At 64.2% G+C, this 17,542-nt stretch carries 23 protein-coding genes, 1 tRNA gene and 1 pseudogene; 8 read left to right on the forward strand and 17 right to left on the reverse strand.

Annotation, left to right across the window (positions count from 1 at the left end):
* Nucleotides 1–648: peptidase dimerization domain-containing protein (locus G3N99_RS18080; RefSeq protein ID WP_206123088.1), on the forward strand; the 648-nt coding region annotated here is incomplete at its 5' end.
* 35 nt (nucleotides 649–683) lie between these two features.
* Complete coding sequence (locus tag G3N99_RS18085) at nucleotides 684–1,970, forward strand: MFS transporter (RefSeq protein ID WP_206123089.1); 1,287 nt, start codon at nucleotides 684–686, stop codon at nucleotides 1,968–1,970.
* A 77-nt stretch (nucleotides 1,971–2,047) separates the two neighbouring features.
* Here the strand turns inward: G3N99_RS18085 and G3N99_RS18090 are convergent, their stop codons facing one another.
* Nucleotides 2,048–3,100 (reverse strand): NADP(H)-dependent aldo-keto reductase, encoded by a 1,053-nt coding sequence (locus G3N99_RS18090; RefSeq protein ID WP_174934283.1) that lies wholly within the window; start codon nucleotides 3,098–3,100, stop codon nucleotides 2,048–2,050.
* A gap of 147 nt (nucleotides 3,101–3,247) precedes the next feature.
* Complete coding sequence (locus G3N99_RS18095; RefSeq protein ID WP_039358790.1) at nucleotides 3,248–3,685, reverse strand: PaaI family thioesterase; 438 nt, start codon at nucleotides 3,683–3,685, stop codon at nucleotides 3,248–3,250.
* A 178-nt stretch (nucleotides 3,686–3,863) separates the two neighbouring features.
* Between G3N99_RS18095 and G3N99_RS18100 the strand changes: the two genes are divergently transcribed.
* Both G3N99_RS18100 and G3N99_RS18105 read left to right on the forward strand, forming a co-directional pair.
* Nucleotides 3,864–4,352: a helix-turn-helix domain-containing protein gene (locus G3N99_RS18100; RefSeq protein WP_174936865.1), complete on the forward strand. Its 489-nt coding sequence runs from the start codon at nucleotides 3,864–3,866 to the stop codon at nucleotides 4,350–4,352.
* A 341-nt stretch (nucleotides 4,353–4,693) separates the two neighbouring features.
* Entirely contained in the window at nucleotides 4,694–5,317 is a 624-nt protein-coding gene (locus G3N99_RS18105) for a phospholipase D family protein (protein ID WP_174936863.1), read from the forward strand.
* Nucleotides 5,318–5,424: 107 nt separating this feature from the next.
* Here the strand turns inward: G3N99_RS18105 and G3N99_RS41925 are convergent, their stop codons facing one another.
* On the reverse strand, nucleotides 5,425–5,652 hold the full coding sequence (locus tag G3N99_RS41925) for a hypothetical protein (RefSeq protein WP_241011715.1): 228 nt from the start codon (nucleotides 5,650–5,652) through the stop codon (nucleotides 5,425–5,427).
* A gap of 264 nt (nucleotides 5,653–5,916) precedes the next feature.
* Between G3N99_RS41925 and G3N99_RS18110 the strand changes: the two genes are divergently transcribed.
* The gene (locus G3N99_RS18110) at nucleotides 5,917–6,888 is read left to right on the forward strand and encodes a sensor domain-containing diguanylate cyclase (protein ID WP_206123090.1); all 972 of its coding nucleotides are present in this window, start codon (nucleotides 5,917–5,919) and stop codon (nucleotides 6,886–6,888) included.
* A 49-nt stretch (nucleotides 6,889–6,937) separates the two neighbouring features.
* Here the strand turns inward: G3N99_RS18110 and G3N99_RS18115 are convergent, their stop codons facing one another.
* The 5 genes from G3N99_RS18115 to G3N99_RS18130 all read right to left on the reverse strand — a co-directional run bounded on the left by G3N99_RS18115 (nucleotide 6,938) and on the right by G3N99_RS18130 (nucleotide 9,484).
* On the reverse strand, nucleotides 6,938–7,411 hold the full coding sequence (locus G3N99_RS18115; RefSeq protein WP_174934289.1) for a VOC family protein: 474 nt from the start codon (nucleotides 7,409–7,411) through the stop codon (nucleotides 6,938–6,940).
* Nucleotides 7,412–7,573: 162 nt separating this feature from the next.
* A complete protein-coding gene (locus G3N99_RS18120) occupies nucleotides 7,574–8,116 on the reverse strand; it encodes an aspartyl-tRNA synthetase (RefSeq protein ID WP_206123095.1) in 543 nt (180 codons plus the stop codon).
* A 178-nt stretch (nucleotides 8,117–8,294) separates the two neighbouring features.
* On the reverse strand, nucleotides 8,295–8,537 hold the full coding sequence (locus tag G3N99_RS42560; protein ID WP_346778490.1) for a hypothetical protein: 243 nt from the start codon (nucleotides 8,535–8,537) through the stop codon (nucleotides 8,295–8,297).
* A 207-nt stretch (nucleotides 8,538–8,744) separates the two neighbouring features.
* Nucleotides 8,745–9,053 (reverse strand): phosphatidylserine/phosphatidylglycerophosphate/cardiolipin synthase, encoded by a 309-nt coding sequence (locus tag G3N99_RS18125; protein WP_174912433.1) that lies wholly within the window; start codon nucleotides 9,051–9,053, stop codon nucleotides 8,745–8,747.
* A gap of 47 nt (nucleotides 9,054–9,100) precedes the next feature.
* On the reverse strand, nucleotides 9,101–9,484 hold the full coding sequence (locus G3N99_RS18130; RefSeq protein WP_206123091.1) for a VOC family protein: 384 nt from the start codon (nucleotides 9,482–9,484) through the stop codon (nucleotides 9,101–9,103).
* An 86-nt stretch (nucleotides 9,485–9,570) separates the two neighbouring features.
* On the opposite strand from G3N99_RS18130, the gene G3N99_RS18135 reads away from it, so the two are divergent.
* The gene (locus tag G3N99_RS18135; protein ID WP_206123092.1) at nucleotides 9,571–10,314 is read left to right on the forward strand and encodes a DUF695 domain-containing protein; all 744 of its coding nucleotides are present in this window, start codon (nucleotides 9,571–9,573) and stop codon (nucleotides 10,312–10,314) included.
* Nucleotides 10,315–10,744: 430 nt separating this feature from the next.
* Here G3N99_RS18135 and G3N99_RS18140 read toward each other — a convergent pair whose 3' ends face one another.
* Together G3N99_RS18140 and G3N99_RS18145 are read right to left on the reverse strand one after the other, a co-directional pair.
* Nucleotides 10,745–11,302 carry a hypothetical protein gene (locus G3N99_RS18140; protein ID WP_241011716.1) on the reverse strand — a complete coding sequence of 186 codons (558 nt, stop codon included), beginning with the start codon at nucleotides 11,300–11,302 and terminating at the stop codon, nucleotides 10,745–10,747.
* Nucleotides 11,303–11,581: 279 nt separating this feature from the next.
* Complete coding sequence (locus G3N99_RS18145; RefSeq protein WP_346778491.1) at nucleotides 11,582–12,043, reverse strand: hypothetical protein; 462 nt, start codon at nucleotides 12,041–12,043, stop codon at nucleotides 11,582–11,584.
* Between the two features lie 259 nt (nucleotides 12,044–12,302).
* On the opposite strand from G3N99_RS18145, the gene G3N99_RS18150 reads away from it, so the two are divergent.
* Entirely contained in the window at nucleotides 12,303–12,767 is a 465-nt protein-coding gene (locus tag G3N99_RS18150; protein ID WP_011351868.1) for a hypothetical protein, read from the forward strand.
* 75 nt (nucleotides 12,768–12,842) lie between these two features.
* Here G3N99_RS18150 and G3N99_RS18155 read toward each other — a convergent pair whose 3' ends face one another.
* A complete protein-coding gene (locus G3N99_RS18155) occupies nucleotides 12,843–13,358 on the reverse strand; it encodes a GNAT family N-acetyltransferase (protein ID WP_206123094.1) in 516 nt (171 codons plus the stop codon).
* A gap of 1,091 nt (nucleotides 13,359–14,449) precedes the next feature.
* On the opposite strand from G3N99_RS18155, the gene G3N99_RS18160 reads away from it, so the two are divergent.
* Nucleotides 14,450–14,968, forward strand: coding sequence for a VUT family protein (locus tag G3N99_RS18160; protein WP_174934302.1), 519 nt, complete (start codon nucleotides 14,450–14,452; stop codon nucleotides 14,966–14,968).
* Between the two features lie 276 nt (nucleotides 14,969–15,244).
* Here G3N99_RS18160 and G3N99_RS18165 read toward each other — a convergent pair.
* The 6 genes and pseudogenes from G3N99_RS18165 to G3N99_RS42565 form a co-directional block, all read right to left on the reverse strand.
* A tRNA-His gene (locus tag G3N99_RS18165) sits at nucleotides 15,245–15,320 on the reverse strand.
* A gap of 57 nt (nucleotides 15,321–15,377) precedes the next feature.
* A complete protein-coding gene (gene dusA, locus G3N99_RS18170; RefSeq protein WP_241011718.1) occupies nucleotides 15,378–16,364 on the reverse strand; it encodes a tRNA dihydrouridine(20/20a) synthase DusA in 987 nt (328 codons plus the stop codon).
* Between the two features lie 130 nt (nucleotides 16,365–16,494).
* Entirely contained in the window at nucleotides 16,495–16,740 is a 246-nt protein-coding gene (locus tag G3N99_RS18175) for a hypothetical protein (RefSeq protein WP_011351864.1), read from the reverse strand.
* 55 nt (nucleotides 16,741–16,795) lie between these two features.
* The gene (locus tag G3N99_RS18180; protein ID WP_027787628.1) at nucleotides 16,796–16,993 is read right to left on the reverse strand and encodes a hypothetical protein; all 198 of its coding nucleotides are present in this window, start codon (nucleotides 16,991–16,993) and stop codon (nucleotides 16,796–16,798) included.
* Nucleotides 16,994–17,135: 142 nt separating this feature from the next.
* Entirely contained in the window at nucleotides 17,136–17,351 is a 216-nt protein-coding gene (locus tag G3N99_RS18185) for a TOBE domain-containing protein (RefSeq protein ID WP_006476104.1), read from the reverse strand.
* 57 nt (nucleotides 17,352–17,408) lie between these two features.
* Nucleotides 17,409–17,542 (reverse strand): annotated as a pseudogene (locus tag G3N99_RS42565) (aliphatic sulfonate ABC transporter ATP-binding protein); the annotation flags it as partial.

The following is a 17,542-nucleotide window of genomic DNA, read 5'->3' on the forward strand; positions in this document are numbered from 1 at the left end:
TCGCCGTTCCCGGCCGCCGTGCGCGATGCACTCGCCGATCTCTCCGTCGGCGGCGGCCCCGGCGATCCGGCGCTCGACGCCGACTGGGGCGAGCCCGGCCTCACCGCAGCCGAGCGCGTGTTCGGCTGGAACACGTTCGAGATCCTCGCGTTCAAGGCCGGCAACCCCGAGCACCCCGTCAATGCGATCCCGCCCGCCGCGTATGCGCACTGCCAGTTGCGCTTCGTCGTCGGCACCGACTGGGAAGCGCTGCATGCGCATCTGCGCACGCACCTCGATGCGCACGGCTTCGCCGACATCGAGATCGACGTCGAACGCGGCGCACCGGCGACGCGCGTGCCGCCGGACGATCCGTGGGTGCGCTGGGCCGTCGCGTCGCTGGCGCGGACCACCGGCAAGAAACCCGCGATCCTGCCGAATCTCGGCGGCACGCTGCCGAACGAGGTGTTCGCCGACACGCTCGGGCTGCCGACGCTGTGGGTGCCGCACTCATACCCGGCGTGCTCGCAGCACGCACCCGACGAGCACCTGCTCGCGAGCGTCGTCAGCGAGGGGCTGCAGATGATGGCCGGCCTCTTCTGGGATCTCGGCGACGACGCACCGACCGTTCGCCGCGCGGCGTCCGCCGCGGCCGGCGCCGCCCTGTAACGCGCTTCGCCCCTTTCACGGGACCTGCACACACGATGAATACGACCACCCTGACCTCGCAGGAAGCCGCCCGCCCCAGGGCCGCGAAGATCCGGCGCCTCATCTTCGCGGCGTCGATCGGCAACGCACTCGAATGGTTCGACCTGATCGTCTACGGCTTCTTCGCGGTGACGATCGCCAAGCTGTTCTTCCCCGCCACGAGCGAAGCGACGTCGCTGATGCTGACGCTCGGCACGTTCGGGCTGTCCTACCTGATCCGGCCGATCGGCGGCTTCGTGCTCGGCGCGTACGCGGATCGCGCGGGCCGCAAGGCGTCGCTGCTGCTGTCGATCGCGATGATGATGGCCGGCACGCTGCTGATCGCGCTGATGCCGACCTACGCATCGATCGGCATCCTCGCGCCGCTCGGGATCATGCTGTCGCGGCTGATGCAGGGCTTTTCCGCGGGCGGTGAATTCGCGAGCTCGACCGCGTTCCTCGTCGAGCACGCGCCGCAGCGGCGCGGTTTCATGTCGAGCTGGCAGTTCGCGAGCCAGGGCCTCGCGACGCTGCTCGCATCGGGCTTCGGCGCGCTGCTGACATCCACGCTGACGACCGCGCAACTCGAAAGCTGGGGTTGGCGCGTACCGTTCCTGTTCGGGCTTGCGATCGGCCCGGTCGGGCTGTACATCCGCCGCTACGTCGACGAAGGTGTCGAGTTCAAGACGCAGGCACGCTCGGAAGCGCCGGTGCGCGAGTTGTTCGCGGAACAAAAGGTGCGGGTGCTGCTGTCGATCGGCGCGCTCGTGATCTCGACCGCGATCAACTACATGATCCTGTACATGCCGACTTACGCGATCAAGCAGCTCGGGCTGCCTGCATCGACGGGCTTCGCGGCGACGCTCGCGACCGGCTTCGTGCTCACGCTCGTCACGCCGGTCGTCGGCCACCTGTCCGATCGCACCGGGCGGATCCGCATGATGGCGGTCGCGGCGGTCCTGATGCTCGTCACCGTGTACCCGACGTTCGCGTGGCTCACGCGTCACGCATCGTTCGCGACGATGCTCGCCGCCCTGGTCTGGATCGGTGCGCTGAAGGCGATGTACTGCGGCGCGCTGCCGGCGCTGATGGCCGAGCTGTTCCCGTCGCAGACCCGCGCAACGGGGCTCGCGGTCAGCTACAACACGGGCGTCACGCTGTTCGGCGGCTTCGCGCCGTTCGTCATCACCTGGCTGATCAGCACGACCGGCAACCGGTTGTCGCCGGCGCTCTATCTGATGGGTTGCGCGTTGCTGAGCCTCGCCGCGCTGTTCGTCGCGCGCACACGGCTCAAGATGCGATAACGGAAGAAACGACGGCGCAGCAATGCGCCGCCGGTGCGGCCCGTCGCGGCATCGCTGCCGCGCGGGCCGCGCGCCATTTACGGCGCAGGGTTCGGCTGCAGTTCGTGCAGCGCGTCGATCTCGGCGAGGATCTCGTCGGACAGCTTCACGTCGATGCTGCCGATGTTCTCCTTCAACTGCTCGAGCGACGTCGCCCCGACCAGGTTGCTGCGCGTGAACGGCCGGCTGTTGACGAACGCCAGCGCGAGCTGCGCAGGCGACAGCCCGTGACGCCGTGCGAGCGCGACATAGCGCGACGTCGCCTCGACGGCCTGCGGCTTGCTGTAACGCTGGAAGCGTTCGAACAACGTGATGCGTGCGCCGGCCGGACGCGCGCCGTTCTCGTACTTGCCGGACAGCCAGCCGAACGCGAGCGGCGAATACGCGAGCAGGCCGACGCCGTCGCGATGCGTGAATTCCGACAGCCCGTTTTCGAACGTCCGGTTCAGCAGGCTGTACGGATTCTGGATGCTCGCGATGCGCGGCAGCCCGAGCTTCTCGGCCGCGCGCAGGAACTGCGCGACACCCCACGGCGTTTCGTTCGACACGCCGATCGCACGCACCTTGCCGGCCTTCACGAATTCCGCGAGCACGCCGAGCGTTTCCTCGATCGGCACCGTATAGGTATCGTCGACCCACGGATAGGCGGGACGGCCGAACGTCGTCGTGCTGCGGTCGGGCCAGTGCAACTGGTAGAGATCGACGTAGTCGGTCTGCAGGCGCTTGAGGCTGCCGTCGAGCGCTTCGGTCAGGTTCTTGCGGTCGAACTGGTTGCCTTCGCCGCGAATATGGCGCGGATTGTGCGGCTGCCGCGCCGGCCCCGCGATTTTCGTCGCGAGCACGATGCGTTCGCGCTGCGCACGATGCTGCGCGAGCCAGGTGCCGATGTACTGCTCGGTGCGCCCCTGCGTATCGGGTTTCGGCGGCACCGGATACATCTCCGCGGCATCGATCAGCGTCACGCCCTGCCCGATCGCGTAGTCGATCTGCTCGTGCGCATCGCGCTCCGAATTCTGCTCGCCCCACGTCATCGTGCCCAGGCCGATCAGGCTGACCTCGATGCCCGAATCGCCAAGTGTGCGGTATTCCATGCTGTTCCTGTCGCGTCGGTGGAAAGCAGGAACGCTATCACATTGAAGCGGCCGCTTCAGACACGCGCCGCATTCGCTTACAGGCGGCCTTCGGCACCGGCGCAGAGGTTCACGCACCGGCCCGAACGATGGCGTTGCCGCCCGCCGTTACTGCGGCCGCTGGATGAAGCAGGTCGCCGACGCATGCGCGACGATCTTGTCGTCCGCGGTCTTCAACGTGCCCTCCGCGACGCCCAGCGAACGCGACAGATGGATCACGCGCCCTTCCGCTACCAGGTCGACGTCGCGCGGTACGGGCCGCAGCATCTTCACATGCAGGTCGACCGTGCCGTAGCCGACGCCCGCATCCAGCATCGAATGCACCGCGCACCCCGTGACCGAATCGAGCACAGTCGCGGCGAACCCGCCGTGCACGCCGCCGAGCGGATTGAGGTGCCGGCCGTCCGCACGCGCCGAAAATTTCACATAACCGAGCTCGACGTCGAGCGGACGCATCGGAATCGTCTCGGAAATCGACGCGAGCGGCGCATCACCCGATACCGCTGCGCGCAGCAGATCGAGACCAGACAGGGAAAGCGGGTTCATCGGGTTGTCTCCGGGTTGAAAGCGCGTCGCCGCGCTAGTAAGTTCCAAATTGGAACTCATTATTGACAACGATGACGGTCGTTGTCAACGTGGCCGGGCCCGTTGCAACCGAAGGCGGGTTCTATAATCGAACCCGCTATTTCGCTGAACCGCCGCAAGAGAGGCAAGAGACTCGACGATGAAATGGGATGACATCGGCACGCTGAACTGTTCGATCGCGCGCACGCTCGCCGTGCTCGGCGACCGCTGGACCATGCTGATCCTCCGCAACGCGTTCCTCGGCTGCCGCCGCTTCGACGCGTTCCAGACCCAGCTTGGCCTCACGCGCCATGTGCTGGCCGAGCGGCTCGCGCGGCTCGTTGACGAAGGCGTACTGGTCAAGCGCGCGTACCAGGAGCGACCACCGCGTTTCGAATACCGGCTGACGGACAAGGGCCTCGACCTCTACCCGACCCTGCTCGCGCTGACGGCGTGGGGCGACCGCTGGAAAGACGACGGCAAGGGGCCGCCGGTGCAGTTGCGCCACCGCACTTGCGGCCATCTGATGCATGCGGTCACCGTATGCTCGGCGTGCGGCGAACCGCTCGACGCATGCGACGTGCAGCCGGAGCGTGGCCCCGGATGGATCGCAGCCGAGGCAGCCAGAGCACCCGCGGACGAGGACTGACGCAGCGTCGTGCGCCCATGACTGAACGCGCGACGCGCACGGATCGTTAGTCGCGCTCGCGCTGCTGTCGCGCGCCGCGTCGAGCCCTCCCGGCTGCACTCATGCATGGCTTGCACGCCGCTATTCCGCCACCGCCGCACGTGCAATCGCGCGCTGCTTTCACCCCCACTCGCTGACTAAACCGATTCCGCACTCGGATATCGCACAACGCAACTTTGCGTCGCCGCCTCTGCCATCGCCGGGCATCGCGATGCGTCATCCCGTCTCATCGACACGTGACCGGGCCGCCACGTCTGCGTTACACTCACGGCCCGCTGTCTCGAAATTGTTCGCTGTCCAAGATGTTGTCGCGCAATCGTCTCGCCGCTGCCTGTCTCGCCGCCTCCCTGCTCGCCACTCCGTTCGCCGCCTTCGGCAAGACGCAAAGTGAATCGCTGCTCCAGCAGGCGATCGACTTCGTGTCGCGTTGGCTGCCTGCCCCCACTCACGAAGCACCTGCGACACAGGTCGTCGAATCGGCGTTTTCGCCCGACGGCGGTGCCGAAGCGCTCGTGCTGAAAGCGATCGGCGCCGCGCGCAACTCGATCCGCGTCGCCGCCTATTCGTTCACGTCGCCGCCTGTCACGCGCGCACTGCTCGCCGCCAAGCGACGCGGCGTGAATGTCGCGGTGGTCGTCGACGACAAAGGCAATCGCGCCAAGAGCAGCAAACAGGCGTTGAACTTGCTCGTCAACGCAGGTATCCCGACGCGCACGATCGACGCCTACGCGATCCATCACGACAAATACCTCGTGATCGACGCCGAGCACGTCGAAACGGGTTCGTTCAACTACAGCGCGTCGGCGGCCAGCCGCAACTCCGAGAACGTCGTCGTGGTGTGGAACAACCCGCAACTCGCGTCGCGCTATCTCACGCACTGGCAAAGCCGCTTCGACCAGGGCACGCCGTACCGCTCCAGCTACTGACGCAGGCCGCGCGGCGCACGTCTCCGTGTTCGATCCGCCGTGTTGCTGATGATCGGCGAGCATGGCGCGAAGTTCAATTCGACCAAATGGCCAGCGCGCCGCCGCACTTAGTGGATTTCGGGCGTCCGCCCGGTCGCTGCACCGGCATGCGTCGTCGGCGCACAGCGAGTCGCCTGTCCGCTCGCGCCGCTTGCCGAAGACGACGACAAGCCGCCGGCGCCGCCGGGCAGCGCGCTGCTCACACAAACGACACCGAATGCCAGCGTGTTCTGAACCATCGGATAAAGAAGATACAGCGCAAACGCGAGATAACCCGCGTACAGAAATCGAACCATGGTGCGATGGGAAGCGATGAAGAAATGGACTCGCCCTGTTTACGGCACCGCGCCGGGCACCTTGAGGCATCGCGCATCCGATTGCGCATCGGGATGAAACACGGCCCCATGGCGCACGCTTCTCACCCCATCTGCATCGATCCGTACCGGACCGAAATCACCCGTCGGCAGATTGCCAACGTGGCGATGCGCCGAACAATGCGCGATACTGTCCGACATACGATCCCGTGACCGGCCTCGCAGCCGGGACAAAAGACAAGGCCCATGCAAATCGCACCGAAACCGGCCGACGAGGCGGCCCGGCTCGATACGCTTCATTCGCTCTCGATCCTCGACACGCCGCCCGAAGAGCGCTTCGATCGCCTGACGCGTCTCGCACGCAGGCTGTTCGACGTACCGATCGCACTCGTCAGCCTCGTCGACGACGATCGCCAGTGGTTCAAGAGCCATGCCGGGCTCGACGTCACGCAAACGTCGCGCGACGTGTCGTTCTGCTCCCATGCATTGCTCGAGGGCAATACGATGGTGATCCAGGATGCGCTGAACGACAATCGCTTCCACGACAACCCGCTCGTCACCGGCGCGCCCGGCATCCGCTTCTATGCCGGCCGGCCGCTTACGGCGCCGAACGGTGCGCCCATCGGCACGCTGTGCCTGATCGACACGCGGCCGCGCTCGCTCGAGCCCGACGAACTCGCGCTGCTCGGCGATCTCGCCCACATGACCGAACGCGAGATCGCCGCACTGCATTTCGCGACCACCGACGAACTCACGCAACTGACCAACCGGCGCGGCTTCGAGATCCTGGCCCGCCACGTGCTGAGCCTGTGCGATCGCCTCGACCGTCACGCGGCGCTGCTGTTTTTCGACCTGAACGATTTCAAGTCGATCAATGACCGCTTCGGCCACGCCGAAGGCGACCACGCGCTCAGGGCATTCGCCGATACGTTGACGGGCGCGTTGCGCGACAGCGACGTGATCGCACGGCTTGGCGGCGACGAGTTCGTCGTGCTGCTGAGCGCCACCGATCCGGGCGACGTTGCCGAGCCGGTCGAACGCGTGACGCAGGCGCTCGCGCTGCGCAACGCGGCCGACGCACGCGGCTATGACATCCGGTTCAGCGTCGGGCACGTCGACTACGATCCCGCGCACCATCGCGACGTGGCCGACCTGCTTGCATCGGCCGATCAACGGATGTACGAGGACAAGCAGCGCAGCAAGGCGGCCGGCGCGTAAGCGCGCGCGTGCCGCCGTCCCGCCGCTCAACTGCGGTTGCGTGGCTGCGTCAGCTTCCGCACGGCGGCGCGCTGGCCATGGCCTCCGTGATCTGCTCGGGCGTCAGGTCGCGCTGATGCGTCGCGAGCGACCAGCGATGACCGAACGGATCCTCGACCTGCCCGTAGCGATCGCCCCAGAACATGTCGGCAGCCGGAATCGTGACCGTCGCACCGGCCTCGACCGCCTTTGCGATCGCCGCGTCGGTGTCAGGCACGTACAGGTGCAGGCAGACCGGCGTGCCTTTCAGCGCCTTCGGCCCGAGCGCGCCGTGATCGGGCATTTCATCCACCAGCATCAGTGTCGAATCGCCAATCACGAGACACGCGTGCGCGAGCCGGCCGTCGGGCATCGCCAGGCGAAACTGTTCGCTCGCATTGAACGCGCGCTTGTAGAAGTCGATCGCTGCTGTTGCGCCGGCGCAGATCAGGTGCGGCGTCAGCGTGCGCATCCCTTCCGGGATCGGTTTGACGGACGTGGACATGGGTATCGCTCCTTCGGTCGGTTGTCGTATCGGAATCGGGACGGACGCGCGATGCGCACGCCTCCGATGCTACGACGGACGACTCCGGCGGAAATCGACACGGCACCCGACATTTTTTTGTTTTCACGGATATCGGCGCACGCGGGCTCCCCGCATCGGGCGTCATCGGCCCGTTCGGTCGCCCTCGTTGTCCGGCACGCCGAACTGACGGCGGCACGCCTCCAGCAATCCGGCCACCGCATCGAGCGGCAGATCGGCAAACCCGGCGATCGGCAGCATCACGCCACCCGGTACCCTGGTGCGCGATGAAAGCGCCGAGAACTGGTAGCCGATGTAGCGATTTCCGGCGACGCTGACGATCCGGAATTCGGTGACGTCACGCCATGGCGTGACGGGTTGTTCGCGTAAGGCCCCGGTCAACCTGAAGCCCGTCTCGTCGACCTGCAGCGCCATCCTGCGCCGCGACGACGCGAAGAAGGCGGCCCCTGCCAGCGCCAGCAACACGGCCAGTGCCGCCACCGGCCAGAGCGCCGGCGCGGCCGCATAGCCGCACAGGCTCGCGGCGGCCAGCACCATGCACGCGATCGCCCTTCTCTTCAGGCTCCGGCTGTCGACCGCCAGCGTCACCGGCAACTGGCCGACGACGGTTCCCGCGACGGGATCGACGTGCCAGCCGGACTCGGTGGTTTCGCCTTCATCATTCATCGCGCGATCGCTCACATCGACGACAACCGGCTCATCGAGGTCGGACACCCGATCGACGCGCCGAGACGGACAGCGTGTCGACCGAAAATGGTCGGGATCGACGAAGGCAGGCATCGATGCACGACGACGCGCCTTCGTCCGCGCGGAACGGGCCACGCTCCGCCGGCATCGGTCATGTTCAGTTGCACACCTTGACGGTGCCGTTGGTCGTACATTGACCGATGGCCCAGTGACTCTGCCCGGCCAGATGAGGCGCCTGGCCGACGCCACGAATCGGCTCGGACGATGACGAGGCCGGAACGGCAGCGGCTGCCGACGCGGTGTCGGGCGACGGTAGCGGAGACGACTCGGGCGCGGTCTGGCAAGCCGATAGCGCCAGGCAAAGAGCGGATGCCAACGGGGCGATGAGCGGTCTGGACATGGTCTCGTACGCGTTTGCGATATTCGCTTCCGGTAAAACGGCTCGCTGAAGATCACGTGCCCCGTCAGACCGTTCGGCGCAACCGCCCATGCAGCATGACGATCAGCCAATACTACTCCTCGCGATCGACGTCGTGCGACCGGCCGTTCGGCCAGGCATCGCCATCCATGCGACGACACCCGCTATCGCTGACGCATGCCGCGCCGGTCAGATTTGCGGCAGATCACGCAGCGTGCGCGACTCGTTCGTCGCATCGATGTCGAGCTCGATGCCTTCCGATGCATCGCGATACAGCACGCGTTTCAGCCTGGGTCCGATCGCGGTGTCGTCCGATGCCGAGAAGATGGCGCGGACGTCGTTACCGGACGCGAGCGCGCGCGCCACGTCCGCCACCGGCGCCTCGCTTGGCGTCGCCGCCCACGACCGGTCAGCCGGATTCACGGCCGCCCAGCGCACATGCGTCACGCGCGCGCTGAGCGGATCGATTCGCACTCCATTCACCGCAAACATCGACATCGGCATCTCCTTCGAATTTTTTTACGGCCCGTCGTACCGATGCGCGGTCACGGACGGCCCCATATTTCGCAGACGTTTCCCGCCGGATCCGCCACGGAAATCGCGATCGTACCGTCGCCGTAGTCCCACTCGTTCAGGATGCCGACGCGGCACGATTCAAGTCGCGCAATGGCTTCCGCGACATGCACGACTTCGATGGCCAGCGCAATCCCGTGGCCGGTCGGTCGAAACTCCGGATACGGAAACACGCAACCGCGGCCCGTATGAATGGTCAGCGTCGCTCCGTCCACGACAAAGCGATGCCATGGATTCCCCGCCGCCGACACGCCTTCGGAATGCACAGGCAGCGCGAGCGCCAACCGATAGAAATCCACCACCGCCCGGAAGCGATCGTCTTCGACCGGCACCAGGATGCCCAGACGCGCGATCATGTGCGCTTCTCCGGCCAACGCGATTTTCGATGATACATTGAGGCGCTTTACAACCGTCAACAGACAATCGTGCACGGGAGAAACACATGACCGACGCCTGGGGAACCTTCCCTGCCAGAATGGGCGACCATCAGGCTTTCATCAGCTTCAACCACAGCTTTGCGGAACTCGCCGAAGGCGATCCGCGCACGTCACTGCTGAGCGTACGCGTCCCCTTTGCGCATCCGACGCAGGAAGGCCTGCCGACCGGAGACGAATTCGCCGGTCTCGCGACGATCGAGGATCTGCTCGACGCCACGATCGCCGCGAAAGGTGGCGTGCAGGTTGGCCGCATCACCGTCGACGGCCATCGCGATTTCCTGTTCTACGTGCCGTTCGACGAAGAGGCAGCGGCCGAGATCGTCGACGCGATGGCCGATCAGACCACCTACGCGCTGCAGTACGCGCACCAGGACGATCCGGACAAGGAAGCGTACTGGCAAACGCTCTACCCGACCGACGACGACTGGCTGATCATGCGCGACATGCGCGTGCTGGATGAATTGCGGAAGAAAGGCGACGCCAGCGACGTAAGCCGGCGCGTGATGCACTGGGCGTACTTCCCCGACCCGAGCGACGCGCATCAGTTCGCGGACTGGGCCGAATCGAAAGGCTATCCGGTCGAGTCGGTTGCGCCCACCGAAGACGGCAAGTCGGCCGTCCGGTTTTCGCATGAAGGCACGATGGCGCTGGCCGACATCACCGGCCATACGGTCGCGATCAACCGCGAGGTCCGTTCGCTCGGAGGGGAATACGACGGGTGGGAAACCAGCGTCGAACAGGCTGGCTGAGCGGGTTGCCCCGCCCGCTGCGCGACATGTGATGCCATGCATCCGGCGCAAAAAATATCCCGGCGGCATGCTTGCGCGCCGCCGGGACCAAGGCATCACCGGTCGAAACCGGCGATGGGCCTGAGGGTTCGCTCAGGCACGAGGAAAGCGATTCGTGCGGATCAGGCGAACGGATGCCGGGGCGCGCAACCGATGCGATTACGCCGCCCGCCGGACGCCTGTCCGGTTCCGCCGACGCAGCCTTCCGGCGTCGGACGGGCAAAAAGCCCCCGCTCCTGCGCGAGCGAGCGGGGAAACAGTTGACCGGGCCGGGGAAGAACGGTCAACCGGCCAAATTGTGAGCGTGGGCCGCGCAACGATCTGTGCGGCAACTCACCATTTGGTGACAATGCCGCAGCAATTGGTTCGCTCGCGTGCCGCGCGGATTGCGTCACGGTCCGAGCGCAACGCCCGCGACCGGCGCGAGCATCACCACGATGACGGGCGACAGCACCACGGCCCCGATCATCATCACGCCGTCGGCCGCAAGCGTGACGGGCGTCGCGAGCACGCGCACGGCCTTGCCCGCCGTCGTGATGCGGTCGGTGACCTGAATCCTGTATGAATGCGTAAACGACGACCACGTCTTGCCCTGCGCAAAACCATCGGCGAGATAGCGCGATCCGGCCAGCGCACCCTTCATCCCCAGATCTACGCTTCCGAGTTTCGTGAAGCCATCCTCCAGCGCCCGATCCCAATCCTCGTCGGTCATGCCATTGCGGTGGAGCCTCAGCGAGAACTCGCCCGAGATCTTGCTGCCCTGCGCGACGAACCCGTATAGCGACGCATTGATCGACTTCCGGTAAGGCGATGCCAGCACGGCGCCGAGATGCTCCGGCATATCGAAGATGTAGTGATATTTCTTGCCGAGCACGACGAATTTCTTGCCGTCCTCGCTGACGAGGAATCGGTCGACCATCTCTTCGTATTGACCGTCTTCGAACAGCATTGCAGTGCAACCTGTCAGGCCGGCAGCGACAATGATCGCACCCGCCGTCAGCAGCGTTCTTCTTTGCATGTCTGGAGTTTTATTTTGTTTTAATTCAACCGTATATTTTCAGGCCCGGGCCCAGTTTCTGGTAAGTCGCGGGGGTTGTCAAAGCAGGTTTATTCTATTTTTTCGATCGGCCGGATTCGGGCTTCGTTTTTCTGTACCGTTTTTTTCGAAACCACGTTTCGCGAACACAGGAACTCGCGTCGTGACAACCGGGTTTCGTCATCGTGACGGTCAGCTGAACAGCCATTCTGCGACCATCTCGATCCAGTCGAGATCGCTGGCGATATCGATGACGGTTTCGCCGACGATTTCGGCAGTCGATGTGGTCGATGCGCCCGTGGCCACCGCTCCGGCAGCTACCGCGTTCACCTTCGCCATTTCGGCCGACGCGCCCGATCTCGGATCGGCCAGCCGCTCCAGCCAGTCAACGATGTTGGCGCGCGCATCCTCTTCATCGACGAAATCATGCCGTTCGAGAAAGCGGTCGAATACGATCCACGCAAGCGTCTTGCTTCGCGAATCGGATTCGAGATGCCAGTCGACAACGCCTGTCCGACCGGACTCCCTGATTTCGAGCATCGCGGTGAAACGGTAATCGAGGTACTCGATCTCAAGTTTCGACGACATGTTTTTTTCGGTCAATCTGACCTCTCTGTTCTTATGGTGAGCCGCACGCACCGGGTTTCGCGACACTGTGTGAATCTTCGATGAAATTCACGCGGTGCGTCATGTCCGCTGGCAGTATCGCGATATTCTCGTGACCTGTCGATATCGATCGCCGACACATGACTGCATTCGATTTACCCACCCGTCCCCTCTCCGCCTTTGTTCGCGATTCAGGTTCTGCCGCGACTCGCTCCGTTTTCCTATTCCGGGTATTGCCCTGCTTCGCCGCCGCAATCGCGCTGCTAAACTGGAATCAATAAGGTCGCTTGCAACACCAGAGGAAACAATGGCACTCGCCCACGCACAGGAGAATGGCGTGGAAGTCTGGGTTATCCAGCTTCCCGGGCACGCCCCCTATGCCTATACGCATCTCAAGCGGGTATTCTCGTCAGACGATACGCGACACCGGGTCGTGACGATCGACCTGACGAAACTGCTGGCATGTGCCGACCGAGACACGACGGACTACGTGTTGCCGTCCGTGCTGTACTGGGCCCCAGGAAAGGCCGCGGGCATTCGCGAATTTCTCGACCCTGAACAGGACAGGATTCCGGACATGCCGTACATCACGTTTCGCGAGACGAGAACGCGCACGCTGCTCGGGATCCCCGGCCTGTCGAAAGTCGGCGTCGCGTCGTTCCGCAACGGCCAGCATCGCGCGCGCTATCTTGCCTATGCAGGCGCAACGACCCTGCCCGTCGAGGTGCACGAGACGGAAGCCGATCTGCTCGTGCGGTACTGCGGCGAATAACAACGGCGTACGTTCGACTTTTGCCCGGCAAGGGCCGCACCTCACGCCGCCGTTCGCGCGAATGTCGCCGGGCCGCTACGCCTGTATCGCGTAGATCCGGTCGGTGACCTCCGTCTGGCCGATGCGGCTCGTTTCGATACCCGCCAGTTGCCAACCGTTGTGCTCATAGAAACCGATCGCGCGTTCGTTGTCCGCCAGCACCTTCAGGTGGACCTTGTCCACGCCGAGCGTGCGCGCCCAGGCGCGAACGGCTTCGATCATGCCCTTGCCCGCGCCGCTTCCGTGATACGAAGGATGGACGTGCAGGCAGTCGAGCAGCACGCCAAGCGCTGGATCGACGGGGCGCTCGGCGCTGACGAAGCCCACGGGCTCGCCGTCCGCCTCGGCAATCAGCACGAGGCCCCACTCCTTTTCATTGCGATCGAGATAGTGCCGCCACCGGATCGCGTGTTCCGTCGGCACCTCGTCGGACAAGTAGGCCGCCGGCAGGATGTGGCTGTACGCGGTTTGCCAGCTCAGCGTGTGCAGGCGAGCGATGTGGTTTGCGTCTTGCGCTGTCGCGGCACGCAGCGTGGCCCGGGTTTCCGGCATCGGTGGTCACTCCTTCAGCGTGTTCTGTTGATCGGACGTCTCGCCGCAAAATATACCGCGCGTTGCGGCATGCAACCCTCGACGTCGCCGGGCTCGAACGATACCGTGTCGGCCTGCCCTGGGACGACGGAAGATGGAGTTTGGGAAGCTCAAACGATGCGACGTCTCTTTGGAGCGATCGGATTTGCGATCGCGGGCATCATCGGCGTAATCGCACGGGCCACGATCGACAGCCGCCGGTGTGTCGCGATCGATCGGTTATGCGTGCCGCCGCCGGTTCCTGCGGTGGCGGTGTGGATGCGTGCGCAGCAACGACGGACGCTCGCCACCATCGAAGTGCTCGCGCATCTGTTCGCGCCAGCCCATCCCGTTCGCGGTGCTCGGCGCCTATCTGTTTTCACGGCGTCGCCCTCCGCACGTTATCGTCGCGTACCTTGCATGCGTCGCCGTCGCCCACTGGCTCGTGACGTTCGCAGGCCTTCGTCTCCTTCACGCCTGACGCGATCGCGTCAGCGCCAGCCTTCCGGGCGTCGCTGCAACTCGTTGCCTGCGCAACGGGATGCAGGCAAAAAAAATCCCGACACCGTCATTGGTCATCGGGATCGAACGGCCCTGCAAAGCATGAGGGCACGAGGAAGCCGACACATTACACCAATGTAAGACTGTTGCGCATTGTCGATTCGCGCCAAGCCCCTGTCCCATTCCGCCATTCATACGGCAAAGCGCGGCCATAAACGAAAAAAGCCTGCTCACGCGGAACGCGAGCAGGCAAGAAAACGGATCAGCATTCGAGGCACGAGGGCTGTCCATGGAAGATAACGGCATGAGGCGCAAGAACCTTAGCCGGGACAGGAAACTTCACAACATCATGTCGACGGGATACCGCCATACAATCTCGCGTCGAAGATTCATTGATGAAAACCGGCGACACAGTGACGACATCCTGTCGCTCCCGACTCTGGCCGTCCGCCAGTTGTGCGCAAGTTCCACCCGGTTTGCTCGTCGCGAAGCGCCAGTCCGTTTAATCGGCCATGTATGGCAAACTTCGGCTCCGCATCGACGCAGCGCGCACTCTTTACTGCAGGGGAATCATGTACGTCTTGATCTATATCGCAGCAGTTGCTGTCGCGAACTTGATGGTCGCTCATTTCGGACCCGCTGCGACTCCGATCATCGCGTTCTTTCTGATCGGACTCGATCTCGCGATTCGCGACCGACTCCATCTGGACTGGCGCGGCCGCGCGCTTTGGTCACGGATGTTTGCGTTGATCGCGGCCGCTGGCGTCGTCAGTTACGCGCTCAATCCCGCTGCCAAGGAAATCGCCCTCGCGTCTCTCGTCGCGTTCGGTTCGGCGGCCTTGGCAAGTGCAATCGTGTTTCAACTCGCACGTCGCTTTCCGATACTGGCCCGCGCAAACGGCGCGAACGTCGCGGGTGCGGCTGTCGACTCCATCATCTTTCCGCTTATTGCGTTCGGGACAGTGTTCCCGACGATCGCGGCATTGCAGTTCGTCGCGAAGGTAGCGGGCGGCGCTTTGTGGTCGTGGGTGGTTTTTCGAAATACGCGAACGGTTCAGGCAGGGATCGCGAGCAATGTGGTCGATCGTTAAGAACGGGTTGCGCGTATAGCGGCGTTGTTCGTTGCCGAGGACGTCGTCGTTTCGCTTCTGTTCGCCCTGGTGTTTCTCGCTTCGACCAAGTTCACAATCACGGAACAAAGACCGGAGTGTCGTGTTGTTGGTCGGTTACGCGGACAGCACAAGGCTCGAACGAAGTTCGTAAAGCGACGAGAAACGTAATTCCCGATTTTGGAATCCCAAAACAAAAACGGCACTGCCTTTTGGGACAGTGCCGTTTTTAACAACTTGATACCGCTAGGAATTCTTTGGGGTGGCTGATGGGACTCGAACCCACGACGACAGGAATCACAATCCTGGACTCTACCAACTGAGCTACAGCCACCACTGTTACTGCTTTTTGTTCTTCGCTGCTTTTGTGTTTCAGCAGCGAAGAACAAGATTATACGAACACTTTTGAATCTTGCAAAGCTTTTTTTTCAAAAACTTCTTCAGCCTCGTTCAGATGCGCGCGCGCCTCGTCGAACACGGCCAGATCAGCACGCGCAAGCTTCTTGTTGTCGGACAGCACACGACGCCAACCACGTGCGCCGGGCATGCCGCGATACAGCCCAAGTGCGTGTCGCACGATCGCGCCGAGGTAAGTCCCGCGCTTCAGTTCGGCCGCGCAGTATTCGATCAGCTTCGCCTCGGCCTCTTCGCGCGTCGGCACCGCAGCGGTCGATCCGTAGAAGCGCGCATCGACCTCCGCGAGCACGTACGGGTTGTGATACGCCTCGCGGCCGAGCATCACGCCGTCGACATGCTCGAGATGCTGCGCAACCTCGTCGAGCGTCGTGATACCGCCGTTGATAACGATCTCGAGCGACGGAAAATCGCGCTTCAACTGATACGCGTAGTCGTACTTGAGCGGCGGGATCTCGCGATTCTCCTTCGGCGACAGTCCCTTCAGGATCGCATTGCGCGCATGCACGACGAACGTCTCGCAGCCAGCCTCGGCCACCTTGCCGACGAAGTCACGCACGAACGCGTAGTCCTCAACCGCGTCGACCCCGATCCGGTGCTTGACCGTGACCGGCACCGACACCGCGTCGCGCATCGCCTTCACACAGTCGGCGACGAGCTGCGGCTCGTTCATCAGGCACGCACCGAACGCGCCGCGCTGCACGCGCTCCGACGGGCATCCGCAATTCAGGTTGATTTCGTCGTAGCCCCACTGCTCGCCGAGCTTCGCCGCGCGCGCGAGATCGTCGCGCTCGCTGCCGCCCAGTTGCAGCGCGACCGGCGATTCGTTCGGCGTGAACGCGAGATGCCGCCGGGCATCGCCGAACAGCAGCGCGCCCGTCGTGATCATCTCCGTATACAGCCACGTGTCACGCGTCAGCGTACGGTGGAACGACCGGCAATGGCGGTCGGTCCAGTCGAGCATGGGCGCGACGGATACGCGGCGGGGAGGAAGCGAAGATGGTACGGACATGGATTTCGGGCAACAGGCCAGACGGCACGGAAACAACCCGGTATTTTACCGCAACACGGGCTGTGCCTGCCCGACACGCGTGCTACCCCTCGCCCAGCTCCGCATCGACCGCCCGTCGCGCCTCGTCGAGCACGCGCTCGATCACGCGTCGTTCGGTCAGCAGTATCCCGTCGACCTTGACGAGCCGCCAGTCGATCCGCACGGCATCGCCCTGCAGCACGCGGTAATGCGCATGCTCGCCGTCCCAGACCTGCTCGGTCTTCACCTCGATCTCGAAGCCGCGGTACGGCTCGCTGAAATCGCCGAGGTCGCTGCCTCTCGGTTCCATCGCACGCTCCGTGGCGACGCAGCGCCAGGCCGCCCGCGCGGCCGGCGCCGTGCGCTCAATCGTATTCGTCAGATAAAAAGGATTTGCCATCGGCCGTCAGGTCGACCCGGTCGGCCGCTGCCTGGTAGATCAGCCCCTCGTTCAGCAACGCGTAGACGACGTCGTCGAACGCAGCGGGAACCGGCCGGCTTTCACCGAACTGGTCGATCCATTTCAGCGCTTCGATGGCTTCGGGGGAAAGGATGGGGGTCATGCGTTGGCCTCCGGCATCGGTGTCGCTCCATCCTAGCACTTCGCCCGGACGTCGAATACCAAGGCAAACGCGCTGCGCAAATGCCGGGCGGCGCCAACGGGCAGGTTGCCCGCGGCGCCGCGCCGGTACAGGACACGCAGGCTCAGAGGCGTGCGATCGATACTTCGGTCGATTTCACGAGCGCGACGACTTCCGCGCCCACCTTCAGTTCGAGTTCGTCAACCGAACGGGTCGTGATCACCGACGTGACGATGCCGAACGGCGTCTCGACGTCGACCTCGGAGACCACCGATCCGCGAATGATCTCCTTGACCTTGCCCTTGAACTGGTTACGTACGTTGATTGCGGTGATGCTCATCAGGTTGATCGCTCCGAAGAAAAAGATCTCAGAACGGGCGGCCGCTGCCGCCCGGATTTAAACGGCCCAGCGGATCTGCCCGACCGGTCGAACGTTGTCTGCCTCATGTGGCGCGCCGTGGTCGGCCGCACCGGGCCCGCCGGCGAGCACGCGTTTCAGCACGCGATCCTCCAGCGCCGCGAACGCCGCCG

The sequence above is a fragment of the Burkholderia sp. Ac-20392 genome (assembly GCF_017104585.1).
GTDB classification, from domain to species: domain Bacteria; phylum Pseudomonadota; class Gammaproteobacteria; order Burkholderiales; family Burkholderiaceae; genus Burkholderia; species Burkholderia lata.